The 15,335-nt window shown below is 71.1% G+C and carries 14 protein-coding genes; 7 read left to right on the forward strand and 7 right to left on the reverse strand.

The window, feature by feature from the left end:
• The first annotated feature begins 135 nt into the window (after window positions 1–135).
• From ACGFZF_RS09400 to ACGFZF_RS09415, 4 genes are all read left to right on the forward strand, one after another.
• Window positions 136–1,962 carry an acyl-CoA dehydrogenase gene (locus ACGFZF_RS09400; RefSeq protein ID WP_393552464.1) on the forward strand — a complete coding sequence of 609 codons (1,827 nt, stop codon included), beginning with the start codon at window positions 136–138 and terminating at the stop codon, window positions 1,960–1,962.
• 136 nt (window positions 1,963–2,098) lie between these two features.
• Complete coding sequence (locus ACGFZF_RS09405; protein WP_393552468.1) at window positions 2,099–3,391, forward strand: M18 family aminopeptidase; 1,293 nt, start codon at window positions 2,099–2,101, stop codon at window positions 3,389–3,391.
• Window positions 3,392–3,494: 103 nt separating this feature from the next.
• On the forward strand, window positions 3,495–3,716 hold the full coding sequence (locus ACGFZF_RS09410; RefSeq protein ID WP_356601392.1) for a DUF6458 family protein: 222 nt from the start codon (window positions 3,495–3,497) through the stop codon (window positions 3,714–3,716).
• A gap of 48 nt (window positions 3,717–3,764) precedes the next feature.
• Window positions 3,765–4,109, forward strand: coding sequence for a hypothetical protein (locus ACGFZF_RS09415; protein ID WP_393552470.1), 345 nt, complete (start codon window positions 3,765–3,767; stop codon window positions 4,107–4,109).
• 9 nt (window positions 4,110–4,118) lie between these two features.
• On the opposite strand, the gene ACGFZF_RS09420 is transcribed toward ACGFZF_RS09415, so the two are convergent.
• Entirely contained in the window at window positions 4,119–5,930 is a 1,812-nt protein-coding gene (locus ACGFZF_RS09420; RefSeq protein ID WP_393552473.1) for an NHL domain-containing thioredoxin family protein, read from the reverse strand.
• 188 nt (window positions 5,931–6,118) lie between these two features.
• Here ACGFZF_RS09420 and ACGFZF_RS09425 point away from each other — a divergent pair, with 188 nt between their 5' ends.
• A complete protein-coding gene (locus ACGFZF_RS09425) occupies window positions 6,119–6,610 on the forward strand; it encodes an LURP-one-related/scramblase family protein (protein WP_393552476.1) in 492 nt (163 codons plus the stop codon).
• Between the two features lie 22 nt (window positions 6,611–6,632).
• Here the strand turns inward: ACGFZF_RS09425 and ACGFZF_RS09430 are convergent, their stop codons facing one another.
• Window positions 6,633–7,433 carry a carbon-nitrogen family hydrolase gene (locus ACGFZF_RS09430; protein ID WP_393552479.1) on the reverse strand — a complete coding sequence of 267 codons (801 nt, stop codon included), beginning with the start codon at window positions 7,431–7,433 and terminating at the stop codon, window positions 6,633–6,635.
• Between the two features lie 155 nt (window positions 7,434–7,588).
• Between ACGFZF_RS09430 and ACGFZF_RS09435 the strand changes: the two genes are divergently transcribed.
• Window positions 7,589–8,416, forward strand: a complete 828-nt coding sequence (locus tag ACGFZF_RS09435) for a maleylpyruvate isomerase family mycothiol-dependent enzyme (RefSeq protein ID WP_393552482.1) — start codon at window positions 7,589–7,591, stop codon at window positions 8,414–8,416.
• A 112-nt stretch (window positions 8,417–8,528) separates the two neighbouring features.
• Here ACGFZF_RS09435 and ACGFZF_RS09440 read toward each other — a convergent pair whose 3' ends face one another.
• From ACGFZF_RS09440 to pdhA, 5 genes are all read right to left on the reverse strand, one after another.
• Complete coding sequence (locus ACGFZF_RS09440) at window positions 8,529–9,842, reverse strand: nitrate/nitrite transporter (RefSeq protein ID WP_393552486.1); 1,314 nt, start codon at window positions 9,840–9,842, stop codon at window positions 8,529–8,531.
• Complete coding sequence (locus ACGFZF_RS09445; RefSeq protein WP_393552489.1) at window positions 9,839–10,480, reverse strand: GntR family transcriptional regulator; 642 nt, start codon at window positions 10,478–10,480, stop codon at window positions 9,839–9,841. Before ACGFZF_RS09445 ends, ACGFZF_RS09440 begins: the two co-directional genes overlap by 4 nt.
• 148 nt (window positions 10,481–10,628) lie before the next feature.
• The gene (locus tag ACGFZF_RS09450; RefSeq protein WP_393552961.1) at window positions 10,629–12,020 is read right to left on the reverse strand and encodes a dihydrolipoamide acetyltransferase family protein; all 1,392 of its coding nucleotides are present in this window, start codon (window positions 12,018–12,020) and stop codon (window positions 10,629–10,631) included.
• A 31-nt stretch (window positions 12,021–12,051) separates the two neighbouring features.
• Window positions 12,052–13,032: an alpha-ketoacid dehydrogenase subunit beta gene (locus ACGFZF_RS09455; protein ID WP_393552492.1), complete on the reverse strand. Its 981-nt coding sequence runs from the start codon at window positions 13,030–13,032 to the stop codon at window positions 12,052–12,054.
• Window positions 13,033–13,034: 2 nt separating this feature from the next.
• On the reverse strand, window positions 13,035–14,216 hold the full coding sequence (gene pdhA / locus ACGFZF_RS09460; RefSeq protein ID WP_393552495.1) for a pyruvate dehydrogenase (acetyl-transferring) E1 component subunit alpha: 1,182 nt from the start codon (window positions 14,214–14,216) through the stop codon (window positions 13,035–13,037).
• A gap of 357 nt (window positions 14,217–14,573) precedes the next feature.
• Here pdhA and ACGFZF_RS09465 point away from each other — a divergent pair, with 357 nt between their 5' ends.
• Window positions 14,574–15,233, forward strand: a complete 660-nt coding sequence (locus ACGFZF_RS09465; RefSeq protein WP_393552498.1) for a response regulator — start codon at window positions 14,574–14,576, stop codon at window positions 15,231–15,233.
• The last annotated feature ends 102 nt before the right edge of the window (window positions 15,234–15,335 follow it).

Raw genomic sequence — 15,335 nt, forward strand, 5'->3', positions numbered from 1 at the left:
GTCACAGATATCCGGCCAGGGGTTGCATCTTATTACCGGTGGGTAGCATCATCGTAGAGAGCGTGGGCTACTCACCGGTAGTACGAGTACGCGTACGAGGACATCTCCCTCCCCGATCCTTACGGAGCCGTCGCCATGGGGCACTACAAGTCGAATCTCCGCGACATCGAGTTCAACCTCTTCGAGGTCCTCGGACGCGACAAGGTCTACGGCACCGGTCCGTTCGAGGAGATGGACGTCGAGACCGCCAAGAGCGTGCTCGAAGAGCTCACCCGCCTCTCGGAGAACGAGCTGGCCGAGTCCTTCGCCGACGCCGACCGCAACCCGCCGGTCTTCGACCCCGAGACCAACACCGCCCCGGTCCCGGCGAGCTTCAAGAAGTCCTACAAGGCCTTCATGGACTCCGAGTACTGGCGCCTCGGCCTCCCCGAGGAGATCGGCGGCACGACCTCCCCGCGCTCCCTCATCTGGGCGTACGCGGAGCTGATCCTCGGCGCGAACCCGGCCGTCTGGATGTACTCCTCCGGCCCCGCCTTCGCCGGCATCCTCTTCAACGAGGGCAACGAGGCGCAGAAGAAGGTCGCGCAGATCGCCGTCGACCGCCAGTGGGGCTCCACCATGGTCCTCACCGAGCCGGACGCCGGCTCGGACGTCGGCGCCGGCCGCACCAAGGCCGTCCAGCAGGAGGACGGCTCCTGGCACATCGAGGGCGTGAAGCGCTTCATCACCTCCGGTGAGCACGACATGGAGGAGAACATCCTCCACTACGTCCTCGCCCGCCCCGAGGGCGCCGGCCCCGGCACCAAGGGCCTGTCCCTCTTCCTCGTGCCGAAGTACCACTTCGACTGGGAGACCGGCGAGCTGGGCGAGCGCAACGGCGTCTACGCCACCAACGTCGAGCACAAGATGGGCCTCAAGGCCTCCAACACCTGCGAGATGACCTTCGGCGACCAGCACCCCGCCAAGGGCTGGCTGATCGGCGACAAGCACGACGGCATCCGCCAGATGTTCCTCATCATCGAGTTCGCCCGCATGATGGTCGGCACGAAGGCGATCTCCACCCTCTCCACGGGCTACCTCAACGCCCTGGAGTACGCCAAGGAGCGCGTCCAGGGCACCGACCTGGCGAACTTCATGGACAAGGCCGCGCCCAAGGTCACCATCACGCACCACCCCGACGTCCGCCGCTCGCTGATGACGCAGAAGGCGTACGCCGAGGGCATGCGCTCCCTCGTGCTCTACACGGCCGCCGTGCAGGACGCGATCCAGCTCAAGGAGGCCGCAGGCGAGGACGCGAAGGCCGAGATCGGCCTGAACGACCTGCTGCTGCCGATCGTGAAGGGCTACGGCTCCGAGAAGGGCTACGAGCAGCTCGCGCAGTCGCTCCAGACCTTCGGCGGCTCCGGCTTCCTGCAGGAGTACCCGATCGAGCAGTACATCCGGGACGCCAAGATCGACACCCTCTACGAGGGCACCACGGCCATCCAGGGCCAGGACTTCTTCTTCCGCAAGATCGTCCGTGACCAGGGCGCGTCCCTGAACACGCTGGCCGAGGAGATCAAGAAGTTCCTCGCGGTCGGCACCGGCGGCGAGGAGCTGGCCGGCGCCCGCGACGCGCTCGCCAAGGCCGCCGTGGACCTGGAGGGCATCGTCGGCACGATGCTCACCGACCTCACCGCCACCGGCGAGGACGTCAAGAACATCTACAAGGTCGGCCTCAACACCACCCGCCTGCTCATGGCCTCCGGTGACGTCGTCGTCGGCTACCTGCTGCTGAAGGGCGCGGCCGTCGCCGCGGAGAAGCTGGAGAGCGCCTCCGCCAAGGACAAGGTCTTCTACACCGGCAAGATCGCCGCCGCGAAGTTCTTCGCCGCCAACGTCCTGCCGGGCGTCGGCGCCGAGCGCGCGCTCGCCGAGGCCGTCGACGGCTCGCTCATGGACCTGGACGAGGCCGCGTTCTAGTACGCGCCTCCGTCCACCGCGAACGGCTCGCTCCCGGGGAGGGGAGCGGGCCGTTTCGTCTTCCCCGCCGGGCCCGGGAAGGAACCGTTCTCCAGGGCCCGGGCACCGCCTCCGGCGTGCTGCGTATGGTGAACGCATGAGTAGCGCACCCTCCCGCTTCGACCGCGGCCACACCGATGACCTCATGACCTTCCTCGCGGCCTCCCCGTCGCCGTACCACGCCGTGGCGAACGCGGCCGACCGCCTGGAGAAGGCCGGTTTCCGCAAGGTCGAGGAGACCGACGCCTGGGACGGGACGAGCGGCGGGAAGTACGTGATCCGCGGCGGCGCGATCATCGCCTGGTACGTACCGGAGGGCGCCGACCCCCACACCCCGTACCGCGTCGTCGGCGCCCACACCGACTCCCCCAACCTGCGCGTCAAGCCCCAGCCCGACCTGGGGAACCAGGGCTGGCGCCAGGTCGCCGTCGAGATCTACGGCGGCACCCTGCTCAACACCTGGCTCGACCGCGACCTCGGCCTCGCCGGCCGTCTCACCCTGCGCGACGGCAGCCACGTCCTCGTCAACGTCGACCGGCCCGTCCTGCGCGTCCCGCAGCTCGCCATCCACCTCGACCGCCAGGCCAACGAAGGCCTCAAGCTCGAACGCCAGCGGCACATGCAGCCGATCTGGGGCCTCGGCGAGGTCCACGAGGGCGACCTCATCTCCTTCGTCGCCGCCGAGGCGGGCGTCGACGCCGAGGACGTCACCGGCTGGGACCTGATGGTGCACGCCGTCGAGGCACCCGCCTACCTCGGCCGCGACCTCGAACTCCTCGCCGGCCCCCGGATGGACAACCTCATCTCCGTGCACGCGGGCGTCGCCGCGCTCGCCGCCGTCGCCGCGCGGCCCGACCTCCCGTACATCCCGGTCCTCGCCGCCTTCGACCACGAGGAGAACGGCTCCGAGGCCGACACCGGCGCCCAGGGCCCGCTCCTCGGCAACGTCCTGGAACGCTCGGTCTACGCCCGCGGCGGAGCCTACGAGGACCGCGCCCGCGCCTTCGCCGGCTCGATCTGCCTCTCCTCAGACGTCGGCCACGCCGTCCACCCCAACTACGCCGAGCGCCACGACCCGACGCACCACCCGCGCCCCAACGGCGGCCCGATCCTCAAGGTCAACGTCAACCAGCGCTACGCCACCGACGGCAGCGGCCGGGCCGTCTTCGCCGCGGCCTGCGAGAAGGCCGGCGTGCCGTGGCAGTCCTTCGTGTCCAACAACGACATGCCCTGCGGCACGACGATCGGCCCGATCACGGCCGCCCGCCACGGCATCAGCACCGTCGACATCGGCGTCGCCTGCCTCTCGATGCACAGCGCCCGCGAACTCTGCGGCGCGGAGGACCCGTACCACCTGGCCAACGCGCTCGTCGCCTTCCTGGAGGGATGAGGCACCCGGGACGCGATCCGGGCGGAGCGAACACGCGAGCGGAGGGATAGCCCGCCCGGACCCGGGTACCCGATCCCGACTACCCCACTAGGAGGCGGGATCCATGGGCCTGGGAGGCTGCATCATCCTCATCGCCGTCGGCGCGATCCTCACGTTCGCCACGGACTGGGAGCTCGACGGCGTCAACCTCGACCTGGTGGGACTGATCATGATGGCGGTCGGTCTCATCGGCACGGCGACGTTCGCGAGCATCGCCCGGCGCCGGCGGGTCGTCGTCCCGCCGTCCGCCCCCACCGTGGTGGACGAGGGACGCCGCGACTACTGAGCGACCGGCGAAACATCGGCGAAAGGCCCCCGTCGGCACCGTGAACTCATGCACCGTCACGAGGGCCCGCCCCGAGGGAAGTTCATCGCCGGCCTGGCCACCGCCGCCCTGATCGGCACGGCGGTGGCCTGGTACGGCATCGCCCGCTACGACGGACGGCCGCCCTGGGCCACGGACATCGCCTACGAGGGCGGCTACGTCCAGGCGGCCCGCATCCGGGGCTACGACGTCACCGGCGAGCGCACCCGGTCCCTGCTGACCGGCGAGTGCGCCGAGATGCAGCGCCTGGGCATGGGCGGCGACCGCGCCGCCCACGACCCGGCCGCCTGGGTGGCCGGCTGCCTGGACGGAGCGGCGGGCCGCCCGTCCAGGAACCAGGGAACCGTCCGCTAGGACCTGTCTCTACGCCTGGCCGTCCATCCCCGCGAGGATCAGCGGGAGGCGCGCCGCGCCGCCCTCCGCCAGCCGCACCGGCACACCCCAGTCCTGCTGGTGGACGTGGCAGGCCGGGTACTCGTTGGCCGGATCGTCGTCGCAGGACGCCGCCATCGCCGAGACGTGCAGCACGCCCTCGGCGAGCTCCGGGTTCAGGTCGAGCTCCCGGAACAGGTCCGTGCCCGTGCCCTCGCCGCCCAGCAGCAGCTCGGGCGGCGTCGAGGAGACCAGCAGCCGGGTCGAGGGACCGTAGCGCTCGTCCAGCTTCTGCCCCGTCGGCGCCTGGAAGACGACGTCGAGCCGCAGCCGGCCGGGCGCCACCTCGGTCGCCTCGCGCTGCGTCCGGTGGGCCACCGACTCGACCTGGACGGCCTCCTCGGGCAGCCGCAGCCGGGTCAGCCGGTGCCGGGCGGACTCGACCACGACGATGTCGTCCCCGACCAGCACCGCGTCGCTCGGCTCGCGCAGGTCCGTGGCGAGCGTGGTCACCTCGCCGGTGGCGGGGTCGAAGCGGCGCAGCGCGTGGTTGTACGTGTCCGCGATCGCCACCGAGCCGTCGGGCAGCGCGGTCACGCCCAGCGGGTGCTGGAGCAGCGCCTGGCCGGCCTCGCCGTCACGGTGACCGAAGTCGAAGAGGCCGGTGCCGACGGCGGTGTGGACGACACCGTCGGTGTCGATCCAGCGCACCGCACTGGTCTCGGAGTCGGCGATCCACAGCCGGTCCCCGGCCGCGGCGAGCCCCGACGGCTGGGCGAACCAGGCCTCGGCCGCCGGCCCGTCGACCAGGCCCTCGTTCGTGGTGCCGGCGGCGACCTGCACCGTCCCCGCCTCGGGGTCGTACGTCCACAGCTGGTGGACGCCGGCCATCGCGATCCACACCTTGCCCTGCCACCAGGCGACGTCCCACGGCGACGAGAGCGCGACGTCGAGCGCCGGGCCCGACGTGGGGGAGCCCTGCCACCACTGCTTGCCGGTGCCCGCGATCCGCTCGATCGCGCCGGTCTCCGGGTCGAAGGTGCGCAGCGCGTGGTTCACGGTGTCGGCCACGACGACCTTCCCGTCGGGAAGCAGCGCGAGGCCCTGCGGCTCGCGGAACTCGCCGTCGCCGATCCGGCGCACCACGCTCTCGCCGTCCGGCGCCAGCTCGACGAGCTGGTGACGGGTCGTGTCGGAGACCAGGTGGTTCCCGGAGGGCAGCAGGACGGCCTTCCCGGGGAAACGCAGGTCGGTCGCGACGGGCTCCGGCGGCACGTACGGCCCGTCCCCGCGCCGCAGGGTGCCCTTCGCCTCGTGCTCGGCCTCCAGCTCCTCGACGAGGGTCGCGAGGGCGTTGGCGTGACCCTCACCGGCGTGCTGGGCGACGATGTACCCCTCGGGGTCGATGACGACGAGCGTCGGCCAGGCCCGCACGGCGTACTGCTTCCAGGTCGCGAGCTCCGGGTCGTCGAGCACGGGGTGGTGCACCTCGTAGCGCTCCACGGCGTCGACGACGGCCTGGTGCTCGGCCTCGTGGACGAACTTCGGCGAATGGACCCCGACGATCACCAGGGTGTCGCGGTGCTTCTCCTCCAGCTCACGGAGCTCGTCGAGGACGTGGAGGCAGTTGATGCAGCAGAACGTCCAAAAATCCAAGATCAATACGCGACCTCGGAAGTCGGCGAGCTTCAGGTCCTTCCCGCCGGTGTTGATCCATCCGCCCTTGCCGATCAGCTCGGGGGCACGGACACGGGCACGGCGGGGCGCGGGCGCGGGGGTGGGCGCCGGGGCGGCATCGTTCATGGTTCAAGCTTGCCATCCGAGGATGAACACCGGATCACGCGCGTACGGCAGAGCCCGGGGAAACCGGGGCAGGGCGTCCGGATCCACGGGGCGGACCGTGCCGGAGCCGCCCGGAAGCGCCGGACCCCGCCCGTGGCCACCCCTTCGCACCCGCGTGGCGCCGGGGCCGCCGGGGAAGCTGTGGCCGTATGAAATACCTCGTACGGGACAAGATCCTCGCCCTGGGCGACGACTACTGGATCGAGGACGAGGACGGCCGCCACGCCTTCCTCGTCGACGGCAAGGCCCTGCGCCTGCGGGACACCCTGGAGCTGAAGGACCCGCTCGGGCAGGTCCTCGTCACGTTGCGGCAGAAGCTGTTCAGCCTGCGCGACACCATGACGATCGAGCGCGACGAGCGGCCGCTCGCGACGATCCGCCGGAAGCGGCTGTCGCTGCTGCGCAACCACTACCGCGTCGGCCTCGTGGACGGCACCGAGCTGGATGTGAGCGGGCGGATCCTGGACCGGGAGTTCACCGTCGAGTACGACGGCGAACTGCTCGCGCACATCTCCCGGCAGTGGTTCCGCCTGCGGGACACGTACGCCGTGAACGTCGTCCGCGAGGACGCCGACGCGTCGCTGCTGATCGCCGTGGCGGTGTGCGTGATCCGGATGTCCGAGCGGGAACGGGAGGACTGATCCCTCAGGGCCTGCGGGTCGGTCACGCCCCCTGGACCGGCGGGGCCACGCCCAGGACCCGGTCCTTCAGGGCCGGGAACTGCTCCCGCGTCGTCCCGACCTTCGCCGGGTCGAGGACCACCCGCAGGATCTCCTCGTCCGGGCCCGCCTCGGCGAGGACCTCGCCCCAGGGGTCCACCACGATCGAGTGCCCCGCCTGTTCCACGCCCGCGTGCGTCCCGGCCGTGTCGCAGGCCAGCACGTACGCCTGGTTCTCGACGGCCCGCGCCTGCGCGAGCAGCGTCCAGTGCGCGCGGCGCCGGGCGGGCCATCCCGCGGGCACGACGAACGCCTGCGCGCCGGCGTCCACCAGGCCCCGGAAGAGTTCGGGGAAACGCAGGTCGTAGCAGGTGGCGAGGCCCAGCGTCAGCCCCGGCAGCGCGGCGGTCACCAGGTCCTCGCCGGCCGCCATCATCACCGCCTCGCCCTTGTCGAAGCCGAAGCGGTGGATCTTCCGGTAGCTCGCGACGAGTTCGCCGGCGGGGGAGAAGACGAGCGAGGTGTTGTACAGCGCTCCCCCGGCCGCCTCCACGAACGAGCCGGCGTGCAGCCAGACCTCCGCGTCACGGGCCGCCGCAGCCATGCCCTCGTGGGTGGGGCCGTGCAGCGGTTCGGACTCGGCGGCGAAGTCCTCGTAGGCGAACGCCCCCATGGGCCACAGCTCGGGGAGCACGACGAGGTCGGCGCCGCCGCGCTCCGCCCGTACGAGACCGGCCACCCGCGCCCGGCGGGATTCGATCGATTCGTCCGGGTCTACTGCAATCTGGATCAGCGAGGCGCGCACACTACCACCGTCCTGGCATTCGAGCCGTCAACACGGGCCTACGATCGTCACACGAAAGCACTGCCGGGGTGCCTTCGGGCAGCGTAACTTAGCGTCCGAGCCTCCCAAGCAGTCTTGTTTTCAGCCCGCGCACCGCAGAACCGCCGAGGGGTCCCGTGACCGTCCATCCCAGCCTCCAGACCTATGCCGACGCCTGGACCCACTCCATCGAAGCGATATCCGAACTGGTTCAGCCGCTCGTGGAGGGGGAGTGGAACCGTCCGACGCCGTGTCCGGGGTGGTCGGTGCGGGACATCGTCTCCCATGTGATCGGCATGGAGTGCGAGATGCTCGGCGACCCCCGCCCCATCCACTCCCTGCCCCGCGATCTCTACCACGTGCGCAGCGAGTTCGCCCGCTACATGGAGATGCAGGTCGATGTGCGCCGGCACCACACCGGTCCGGAGATGACCGCGGAGCTGGAGTACATCCTGATCCGCAGGGCGCGTCAGCTGCGCAACGAGAACCGCGGGCCGGAGCATCTGATCCGGGCGCCGCTCGGTGCCGAGCAGACCCTCGAGGTCGCCTACCGGATGCGCGCCTTCGACGTGTGGGTCCACGAGCAGGACCTGCGGACGACGCTGGGCCGGCCGGGCAACCTGGACTCCCCCGCCGCTCTGATCTCGCGGGACGTGCTGCTGGAGGCCTTGCCGAAGGTGGTGGCCAAGGACGCGGGCGCGCCGGTCAACTCGGCGATCGTGGTCGACGTGCACGGCCCGGTCGAGTTCCTGCGGACGGTGCGGGTGGACGCGGAGGGCCGCGGTTCGGTCGACGGCTCGCCGTCGCTGGGTCCGGTGGCGACGCTGGCCACGGACTGGGAGACGTACGTCCGGCTGGCCTGCGGGCGGGTGCGGGCGGCCGAGGTCGCCGACCGGGTCAAGGCGGAGGGCGACCTGGACCTGGCGCAGGCGATCCTGGACAACTTCACGGTGACGCCCCGCTGAGGGATGGGGGCGTGTGGCGAAAGTCCCGCCCGGCTCGCCTCGCTCGGGGGCCGCTTCCGGCCCGGGGGCCGGGCGAGGGCCGCTCTCCCGGTGCCGCCCCCGGCCGGGGTGCTCACACCGGTACGTGCACGGCCTCCACCCGGCTCGCCACGAGCCGTTCCCGCTCGCGCCGCGCGGTGCGGGCCTTGAGGCGCAGGATCTGCACGACGCCCAGGGCCTCCAGGACGAAGACGGAGGAGAAGGCGATCCGGTAGTTGTCGCCGGTCGCGTCGAGGAGGACGCCGACCGCGAGCAGCGTCGTCATCGAGGCGACGAAACCGCCCATGTTGACGATTCCCGAGGCGGTGCCCTGACGCTCCGGCGGGTTGGCCGGGCGGGCGAAGTCGAAGCCGATCATCGAGGCGGGGCCGCAGGCGCCGAGAACGACGCAGAGGGTGACCAGGAGCCACATCGGGGCCCGGTCCCCCGGGTGCAGCAGGGTGGCGGCCCACAGCAGCGCGGTTCCCGCGACGGTGCCGAGGGCGAGCGGGGCCCTCGCCGCGTGGTGCCGGGCGATGATCTGGCCGTAGGCGAGCCCCACGGCCATGTTGGACAGGACCACGAGCGTCAGCAGTTCGCCGGCGACGCCCCGGGTCAGCCCCTGGTCCTCGACCAGGAACGGCATGCCCCACAGCAGCAGGAAGACCATCGCCGGGAACTGGGTGGTGAAGTGCACCCACATGCCGAGCCTGGTGCCGGGTTCGCGCCAGGACTGGACGATCTGGCGCCGGACGAAGGCGGCGCCGGCGTGCGTGACGGGCGCCGGTTCGTATCCCTCGGGGTGGTCCTTGAGGAAGAGGAGCAGCAGCACGAGGACGGCGATGCCGGCGACGGAGCTGCCGACGAAGGTGGCGGTCCAGCCCCAGCCGTTGAGCGCCCGGGCGATGAAGAGGGTCGAGACGAGGTTGCCGGCCATGCCGAAGAGGGCGGCGACCTGGCCGATGAGGGGGCCGCGGCGGGCCGGGAACCAGCGGGCGCCCAGGCGCAGCACGCTGATGAAGGTCATCGCGTCGCCGCAGCCGAGGAGGGCCCGGGAGGCGAGGGCCATGCCGTACGAGGGGGAGAGGGCGAAGCCGAGCTGGCCGACGGTGAAGAGCACGACGCCGAGGGTCAGCACCTTCTTCGTGCCGAGCCGGTCGACCATCAGGCCGACGGGTATCTGCATGCCCGCGTAGACCAGCAGTTGCAGGATGGAGAAGGTGGAGAGGGCGGAGGCGTTGACGTCGAAGCGGTCGGCGGCGTCGAGGCCGGCGACGCCCAGCGAGGTGCGGAAGATGACGGCGACGAAGTAGACGGCGACGCCGACGCCCCAGACCAGGGCGGCGCGGCGGCCCCCGGGCGGGTCGCCGGGCAGGGTGACGGCGGACCCGAATCCGCGTCCGCTCACCGTGCCTCACCCCGCACCAGGACCTTGACCCAGCTGAGGTGCTGCCGGACGCAGGCGGCGGCGCCCTCGACGTCGCCCTCCTTGATCCGCTCCAGGATCTCGGCGTGCTCGGTGATGTTCTTGGCGATCCGGTCGGGCTGCGACTGCATCACCGCGACGCCCATCCGCAGCTGCCGGTCGCGCAGTTGGTCGTAGAGCCTGGCGAGGATCTGGTTGCCGGCGTGCTGGACGATCTCGGCGTGGAAGCAGCGGTCGGTGACGGCGACCTCGGCGAGGTCACCGGCCTCGGCCCGGCGCTTCTGCTCCTCCAGGAGTTCCTCGAGCCGCGCGATCAGCGCGGGGGAGGCGGGCACGGCCCGGCGTACGGCGAACTCCTCGACCAGCAGCCGGGTCTCGACGACGTCGGCGATCTCCTGGGCGGAGACGGCGAGCACCAGGGCGCCCTTCTTCGGGTAGAGCTTGAGCAGCCCTTCCATCTCCAGCTTGAGCAGGGCCTCGCGCACCGGCGTGCGGGAGACCCCGACGGCCTCGGCGAGCTCCCCCTCGGTGAGGAGGGTGCCGCCCTCGTAACGGCGGTCGAGCACAGCCTGCTTGACGTGCATGTAGACGCGGTCGGCGGCTGGGGGTGCGGATGCCATGAACACAGCATAGATACAAGAGGGGTGCATCAAACAGGCGCGTCCGCGATACGGACGCGCCTGAGTGTGACGACGCCCGGCCGAGGAGGCCCCGGCCGGGCGTTTCACGTGAAACACGTGAAGTCGGGCGTTCCGCCCGAAGGGCTTGTCAGGCCCAGGTGATGAGGCGCTTCGGCTGCTCCAGGATGGCGGCGATGTCCGCCAGGAACTTGGAGCCGAGCTCGCCGTCCACCAGGCGGTGGTCGAACGACAGGGCCAGCGTCGTGACCTGGCGCGGCTTCACCTTGCCCTTGTGGACCCACGGCTGGAGCTTGATGGCCCCGACCGCGAGGATCGCGGACTCGCCCGGGTTCAGGATGGGCGTACCGGTGTCGACGCCGAAGACGCCGACGTTGGTGATGGTGAAGGTGCCGCCCTGCATCGCCGCCGGGGTCGTCTTGCCCTCACGGGCGGTCGCGACCAGCTCGCTCAGGGACCGCGACAGCTCCGGCAGGGTCTGGGCGTGCGCGTCCTTGATGTTCGGCACGATCAGGCCCCGCGGGGTGGCCGCGGCGATGCCCAGGTTGACGTAGTGCTTGAGCACGATCTCCTGGTTCGCCTCGTCCCAGGACGCGTTGATGTCCGGGTTGCGCTTGGCGGCGACCAGGACGGCCTTGGCGATGAGGAGGAGCGGGTTGACCCGCAGGCCCGCCATGTCCTTGTCGGACTTGAGCTCCTCGACCAGCTTCATCGTGCGCGTGATGTCGAAGGTCACGAACTCGGTGACGTGCGGGGCGGTGAAGGCCGAGCCGACCATCGCCGCCGCGGTCGCCTTGCGCACGCCCTTGATCGGGACGCGGGTCTCCCGCGCGTCCGCCGACACCGCGGCGGCCGGAGCGGCCGCGGGTGCGGGGACGGCCGCGGGAGCCGGAGCCGCGACCGGTGCCGGGGCCTCGGTCACGGCGGACGGCGCCGGGGCGGCGGCCGCGTGGACGTCCTCGCGGGTGATGATCCCGTCCGGGCCGGTCGGGACGACCGTCGCCAGGTCGACCCCGAGGTCCTTGGCGAGCTTGCGCACCGGCGGCTTGGCCAGCGGGCGGGCGGCGGTCGCCACCGCGCCGTGCCCGTTGAGCTCGCCCTGGATCGCGGCGGCGGCCTGCCCGGGCACCGTGGCGCCCTTGCGCGGCCGGCGCTTGGTCGAGGTCGCGGCGACGCCGTAGCCCACCAGGACCGGCTGACGGCCCTGCGGCTCGGCTTCCTCGGCCGCGGGGGCCACGGGCGCCACGACGGGCTCGGGGGCTGCGGCGACCGGGGCGGCGGGAGCCTCCGCGGGCGCGTCTCCGCCGACGTTGACCGAGATGATCACCTCGCCGACGTCCACCGTCGCGCCCTCGGGGAAGCGCAGCTCGTGCACCACGCCGTCGAAGGGGCTGGGAAGTTCGACGGCGGCCTTGGCCGTCTCGACCTCGCAGACGACCTGCCCGTCGGCGACCTTGTCACCGGGCTGGACGTACCACTTGAGGATCTCGGCCTCGGTGAGGCCCTCGCCCACGTCGGGCATCTTGAATTCGCGGATGGTCACGTGGTTCTCCTCAGTACGCCAGCGAGCGGTCGACGGCGTCGAGCACGCGGTCCAGGCCCGGCAGGTACTCCTCCTCCAGGCGCGCCGGCGGATACGGCGCGTGGTAGCCGCCGACCCGCAGGACGGGGGCTTCCAGGTGGTAGAAGCAGCGCTCGGTGATCCGTGCGGCGATCTCCGCGCCGGAGCCGAAGAAGACCGGGGCCTCGTGGACCACGACCAGACGGCGGGTCTTCTCGACCGAGGCCTGGATGGTGTCGAAGTCCAGCGGGGAGACCGACCGCAGGTCGACGACCTCGACGGACTTGCCCTCCTCGGCGGCGGCCGCGGCGGCCTCCAGACAGGTCTTCACCATCGGGCCGTAGGCGACGAGCGTGAGGTCCGTGCCCTCACGGGCGACGCGGGCCTTGTGCAGCTCACCGGGGATGGCCTCGGTGTCGACCTCGCCCTTGTCCCAGTAGCGGCGCTTGGGCTCGAAGAAGATGACCGGGTCGTCGCTCTGGATCGCCTGCTGGAGCATCCAGTAGGCGTCGGAGGAGTTCGCCGGGGTGACGACCTTGAGGCCCGCGACGTGCGCGAAGAGCGACTCGGGGGACTCGGAGTGGTGCTCGACGGCACCGATGCCGCCGCCGTACGGGATGCGGATGACGACCGGCATCTTCACGGTGCCGAGCGAACGGGCCCGCATCTTCGCCAGCTGGGTGACGATCTGGTCGTAGGCCGGGAAGACGAAACCGTCGAACTGGATCTCCACGACCGGCCGGTAGCCGCGCAGGGCGAGGCCGATCGCGGTGCCGACGATGCCGGACTCGGCGAGCGGCGTGTCGATGACCCGGTCCTCGCCGAAGTCCTTCTGCAGGCCGTCGGTGATCCGGAAGACACCGCCGAGCTTGCCGACGTCGAGGCCCATGATGACGACCTTGGGGTCGGTCTCCAGGGCCTTGCGCAGCGACTCGTTGAGCGCCTTGGCGAGGGGAAGCTTCTGAACAGCCATGATTACTCGGCCTCTCCGCCCGCGAAGGACGCCTGGTAGGCGGCGAACTCTGCGCGCTCCTCGTCGACGAGCGCGTGCCCGTCCGCGTACACGTTGTCGAAGATCGCCATGTGCTCCGGCACGGGCATGGCGCGGACGACCTCGCGGACGTGCTTGCCGAGAGCCTCGCTCTCCGCCTCGAGCTCCTCGAAGAAGGCCGCGTCGGCGTGGCCCTCGTTCCCCATGTACGCCTTGAGGCGCATGATCGGGTCCTTGGCCTCCCACGCCTCGCGCTCCGCGTCGCGGCGGTAGCGGGTCGGGTCGTCGGAGGTGGTGTGGGCGGCCATGCGGTAGGTGAACGCCTCGATGAGCGTCGGGCCCTCGCCGCGGCGGGCGCGCTCGAGCGCCGACCGGGTCACGGCCAGGCACGCGAGGACGTCGTTGCCGTCGACGCGGACGCCGGGGAAGCCGAAGCCGCGGGCGCGCTGGTAGAGCGGGACGCGGGTCTGCTTCTCGATGGGCTCGGAGATGGCCCACTGGTTGTTCTGGCAGAAGAACACGACCGGGGCGTTGTAGACCGCGGAGAACACGAACGACTCGTTGACGTCGCCCTGGCTGGAGGCGCCGTCGCCGAAGTATGCGAGCACGGCGGAGTCCGCGCCGTCCTTGGCGACACCCATGGCGTAGCCGGTGGCGTGCAGGGTCTGCGAGCCGAGGACGATCGTGTACAGGTGGAAGTTGTTGCTGCTGGGGTCCCAGCCGCCGTGGTTCACACCCCGGAACATGCCGAGCAGGTTGGTCGGGTCCACCCCGCGGCACCAGGCGACGCCGTGCTCGCGGTAGGTCGGGAAGACGTAGTCGTCGTCCCGCAGGGCGCGGCCCGAGCCGATCTGGGCGGCCTCCTGGCCGAGCAGCGAGGCCCACAGGCCCAGCTCGCCCTGGCGCTGCAGGGAGGTCGCCTCGGAGTCGAAGCGACGGGTCAGGACCATGTCGCGGTAGAGACCGCGCAGCTCGTCGGCGCTCAGGTCGATGTCGTACTCGGGGTGCTGAACGCGCTCCCCTTCGGGCGTCAGCAGCTGAACGAGCTCGGGCTCCGGGTTCTCGGGACCCTGTGCCTTCTTCGCGGTCGCGCTCGCGCTGGCGGTGCGCTTGGTGCCGCTGCTGCGTCGCGTCGTCTTGCGCGCGGCAGTGCTCTCCACGGTCACGTGCGTGCTCCTCCGTCGGTCCGGCCCCCGGGTTCGCCGGGCAAGGCCTGGGGTTCCCCCTACCGCAGGCAAGGGGAGGCTCGCCCTTCCGGCCCGCGCACGGGGTGGGTGCGGCTCGGCCGGGGTCGGGCGTGACAGGTGCCCCGGCGAGCGCCCTGTCATAGGCACGTTACCCAGTGCGCCGCATTCCTGCGAAACCCCATTTGACCTGCGATTTTGCTTGGATTTCCAAGTAAATCGAGAAAACGGGAAACGTAGCTGGTCAGCGCAGTGCAACGGCCAGGAGGCCGCCGGAACACGGGCACGGTATCCCGGCACCCCCGGGCACGGGAAGAGCCAATATGTGAGACTGGCCCCGTGCGCGAAGATGGAAAAATCCGGGTATTTCTGCTCGACGACCACGAAGTCGTCCGGCGTGGCGTCCACGAGCTGCTCACCGTGGAGGACGACATCGAAGTGGTCGGAGAGGCCGGCACAGCGACAGATGCGCTGGTCAGGATCCCTGCGACGCGTCCCGACGTCGCCGTGCTCGACGTCCGGCTGCCCGACGGCAGCGGTGTCGAGGTCTGTCGCGAGGTGCGTTCGCAGAACGAGGACATCAGGTGCCTGATGCTCACCTCGTACGCCGACGACGAGGCGCTCTTCGACGCGATCATGGCCGGGGCCTCGGGATACGTCCTCAAGGCCATTCGGGGGAACGAGCTCCTGTCGGCGGTCCGGGACGTCGCCGCCGGCAAGTCGCTGCTCGACCCCGTGGCGACCGCCCGGGTCCTGGAGCGGCTGCGCGACGGCAACAACCCGAAGGGGGACGACAAGCTCGCGAGCCTGACGGATCAGGAGCGCAGGATCCTCGACCTGATCGGCGAGGGCCTGACCAACCGCGTCATCGGCGAGCGGCTCCACCTCGCGGAGAAGACCATCAAGAACTACGTCTCCAGCCTGCTGTCGAAGCTGGGCATGGAACGGCGCTCGCAGGCCGCGGCCTACGTGGCGCGCCTCCAGGCCGAGCGGCGCTGAGGACCGGCGGACCGACGGGCGGAACAGGCTCGGACGGCCCGGATTCGGGACTTACGTCCCCTCCTGCCGGGGCAGGCGCCCCTGTCGGGCGGCGTGGCCGTG

Origin of the sequence: Streptomyces sp. NPDC048338 (genome assembly GCF_043201055.1) — a bacterium.
Classification (GTDB): Bacteria; Actinomycetota; Actinomycetes; order Streptomycetales; family Streptomycetaceae; genus Streptomyces.

What these genes read in the sequence shown, in the direction of transcription:
- ACGFZF_RS09400 (WP_393552464.1), top strand. Translation starts at nt 136, where the DNA reads ATGGGGCACTACAAGTCGAATCTCCGCGACATCGAGTTCAACCTCTTC.
- ACGFZF_RS09405 (WP_393552468.1), top strand. Translation starts at nt 2,099, where the DNA reads ATGAGTAGCGCACCCTCCCGCTTCGACCGCGGCCACACCGATGACCTC.
- ACGFZF_RS09410 (WP_356601392.1), top strand. Translation starts at nt 3,495, where the DNA reads ATGGGCCTGGGAGGCTGCATCATCCTCATCGCCGTCGGCGCGATCCTC.
- ACGFZF_RS09415 (WP_393552470.1), top strand. Translation starts at nt 3,765, where the DNA reads ATGCACCGTCACGAGGGCCCGCCCCGAGGGAAGTTCATCGCCGGCCTG.
- ACGFZF_RS09420 (WP_393552473.1), bottom strand. Translation starts at nt 5,930, where the DNA reads ATGAACGATGCCGCCCCGGCGCCCACCCCCGCGCCCGCGCCCCGCCGT.
- ACGFZF_RS09425 (WP_393552476.1), top strand. Translation starts at nt 6,119, where the DNA reads ATGAAATACCTCGTACGGGACAAGATCCTCGCCCTGGGCGACGACTAC.
- ACGFZF_RS09445 (WP_393552489.1), bottom strand. Translation starts at nt 10,480, where the DNA reads ATGGCATCCGCACCCCCAGCCGCCGACCGCGTCTACATGCACGTCAAG.
- ACGFZF_RS09450 (WP_393552961.1), bottom strand. Translation starts at nt 12,020, where the DNA reads ATGCCCGACGTGGGCGAGGGCCTCACCGAGGCCGAGATCCTCAAGTGG.
- ACGFZF_RS09455 (WP_393552492.1), bottom strand. Translation starts at nt 13,032, where the DNA reads ATGGCTGTTCAGAAGCTTCCCCTCGCCAAGGCGCTCAACGAGTCGCTG.